The 3,171-nt window shown below is 38.0% G+C and carries 2 protein-coding genes; both read right to left on the reverse strand.

Going from position 1 to position 3,171, the window contains the following annotated elements; all coding sequences use genetic code 11:
• Positions 1-35: 35 nt before the first annotated feature.
• Complete coding sequence (locus tag I6E38_RS14500; protein WP_094465892.1) at positions 36-599, reverse strand: RteC domain-containing protein; 564 nt, start codon at positions 597-599, stop codon at positions 36-38.
• A 178-nt stretch (positions 600-777) separates the two neighbouring features.
• Positions 778-3,096: a TonB-dependent receptor gene (locus tag I6E38_RS14505; RefSeq protein WP_044064959.1), complete on the reverse strand. Its 2,319-nt coding sequence runs from the start codon at positions 3,094-3,096 to the stop codon at positions 778-780.
• Positions 3,097-3,171 lie beyond the last annotated feature (75 nt).

Raw genomic sequence — 3,171 nt, forward strand, 5'->3', positions numbered from 1 at the left:
CTGAAAGCTGCTACTAACGACTCATAAATCTACCCTTAATCGTGTATTGGATGATAGTTGCGGATTTTAGGATTCAGATAAATTCGCAACATTTCGTTTGCTACTATTTTTGCAACTTTAAAATCGCAAATCGTAGAAAAATTAGGGTCTCTTTCAAAATAAAATGTTTCCATTGTCATTTGAATATCTTGTTTTCCTCTCAGAAAAAAGTACTTATCCAAATGCATACTTCCCGAACGGTAGTATTTATAGAAATCAATGTTCTTATTGTAGAAATTCTCTAACTGATTCAGTTCATTGATGAAATAATTTTTCAGCACACAATCTTGTCCGTTGGGGCGCATCATTTCGATGTTATACACTTTCCTGTAATAGATTAGTTTACTAAAAAACTTGGGTTTTATTATCTTGAAAAAGAATATTTCATCCATTTCACTTTTGAACTTATAAAACGAAACTATTTCTTTCAATTCCGAGAACCCCTGTTCCAACAGCAATATTATTTGAGGAATATCTTTAATCCTGTCATTTAAATCGAGTTCATGCATCCTGATTTGATGTTCTAATTTTTCTGCAATGTTTTTTATCTTATCTTTCATTTTTATTGATTTTGAGTAAAAAAAAGGATGATATCGTCAGTTGACGACACACAAAGGCGTTCACTGAATTCCGATAGGATTCAGTGAACGCGAAGCAACAACATGTCGCTGAAAGATAATTAGTGATAGATTTGCCAGAAATACATAATACAGAATTTGTTGAAATCAACACCTAATCTTACTTATAACTTCCTTTGATTCCGTAGTCGGTATCCTGATTATTCAGCGATTTAGTACCGACAAGATGAGTTTTTCCGAAATTAAAATTCCAAGTGAGCGTGGCAACGAGAATTCGGGATGCATCGCTAAAACTTTCTCTTCGGAAAGGCGCTTGTGCATTTTTGTTTTCCATAATGGTTCGGGAAACATTCTTAAACGGATTGAACGCACCTATGCCAAAAGAAAAATTAGTCGCATTGTACCGGATAGCCAAGTAGTGATAATTACCATCCTTTATGACGGTTTCGCCGTATAACCTTTCGTCAAAAGGCTGTAGCTGGCCTATCAGCATCCATTTCTTATACATTGCCAAAACATCTGCCCTGTAATAAAAATTAGAATGGGTATGCGAATAGTTGTTCCCACGACTGTCAAAGTGGTTGAAGCCTCCTGTAACCGAAAATTGCAGGAAGTTTTTTATCATCCCTACTTTCAATGTTATCTCCGCATTATACTTATTCCAATCTTTCATGTTTTCGGGCATTGTCAGGAACACATTTCCATGTTCTCTTTTCGATTCCATGATAGGATTGTGTTTGTAGTGATGATGCAGGCTTGCATTGAAAGCGAACAACCCTTTTCTGTTTTCGTAATATAAATTATTATTCAGATTCAGGTACGGTTGAAGCAACAGATTCCCTTTCTCGGCAAGATACGAGTCAAGACGGATTTCCGTGTCGGCCAACTCCATCAGGGTTGGATTCGTTTGACTCATCTCCGCATCATACCGGATAAAAGAATTATCACTGAACCGATAGCCAACCATCGCTTTGGGTAAGAAATGGTAATAGCTTTTGGTAACAGATACATTGGAAAAATGCAGGCGATTCAGGCGAAGTCCCAAGCTATAGCTGAATTTGCCCTTACTATAAAACCACTCTGCAAAAACCGACGATTCCGCCTGATTCAAATCCGATTTGAATTCCTCGCCCTGATTAATTGTCTGCTCTGTAAACGACTGAATATGTTTTATCCCGAATTTCAAATTTCCATGGGCAAATCCTTTTTCGTATATGCCTTCGGCAATCAGTGAATATTTATCGGAAAACAGTTCCGAACGTTCGCTGAAAAGAGTATCAACATCGTTGTATTCGCAGTAATTCCGCGAAGATGCTGCGTTCGCATAACTCCCCACCACATTAGCATATATTTTCTGATTTTTGGGTAAACCATACTGGTAATACAAGTCGATGGTAGGAACATTAATTTTTTGCTGACTTCCGTCAAAAATCAACCCTTTGTCCGTGCCATTCTCTTTTAGAAAACTGTTGAAATCGTTGTGAGGCTGATTGCTCAGATTATATTTCAACTTGGCATTGAAAAAAGCCGAATCGCTCTGCTGATAGTTGTATGTCAGCGAAAAATCATGCATTTGGTACGAATAATCACCTCCGGCACTGATTTCTTCCCTCAATATAGGGGATGAATTTTCAAACTGATAACTACCTGTGCGATTTCTGTTATTCGTGTTGATGCGTTGAAACGTTGCGGTGTAGTTCAAAGCATATTCCGATTTTCCTTTGTTGAATTTGGCAAAGAAAACATCGCCCCCTGCAAGGATATTCAGCGAGTTCATCAAATCCACACCAACAACACCGCCTTTATCATCCCTTACTACCACGTAGTTGATAACTTTGGAAGCATGTCCGTATCGGATACCTGCATAATCCGAATATTCTATCCGCTTGATTTGGCGGGGTTGCAAGGTCTGAATTTCTTCCGGCGTGGTATTTACGCCGTTAATCTGCAAAATGACTTTCCCGCCGTCGGATGATGAAATCGTATTCAGCATCGGATTGATGTTCAAGCCGGGAAGCATCATTGTATTCAGCAATTGCATTCCGTTGGCAGAATGGCTGATTTGCAATTTTGTCGGGAACACAATCCGTTGGTTAATCTTGTTTATTGTGGAAGAAGCAGAAATCACCACTTCCCCAAGTAACAAAACATTTTCATTCAAATACACATCTATTTGTGCTGATTCCGTCAGATTCTGTATCAAAATCCGCTTTGTTTCAAATCCTAAACAGGATACTGACAGCACATAATTATCTGTGGGAAGATTTTCAAATTCAAATCTTCCGATAGTGTCTGTCGTTGTTCCTTTCAGAAAGACTGAATCTTGTTTGAATAGAACGACATTAGCAAACTCAACAGGTGTTTGCGTATTTTGTTGAAGTACTCTTCCTGAAACATGAATCGATTGTCCGGACACACTTAGGCCGGAATACAGGAAAAATACGATAAGATATAATAATCGAGCTTTATTAAAGTCCATACCCTTAATTCCGCAACACTATAATTTAACTTTATTTATAAGTTCCTGAGCAACAAAAAGTTGCCCAGGATTTTG

The organism is Leyella stercorea (assembly GCF_021531355.1).
Taxonomy (GTDB): domain Bacteria; phylum Bacteroidota; class Bacteroidia; order Bacteroidales; family Bacteroidaceae; genus Prevotella.

What these genes read in the sequence shown, in the direction of transcription:
- I6E38_RS14500 (WP_094465892.1), bottom strand. Translation starts at nt 599, where the DNA reads ATGAAAGATAAGATAAAAAACATTGCAGAAAAATTAGAACATCAAATC.
- I6E38_RS14505 (WP_044064959.1), bottom strand. Translation starts at nt 3,096, where the DNA reads ATGGACTTTAATAAAGCTCGATTATTATATCTTATCGTATTTTTCCTG.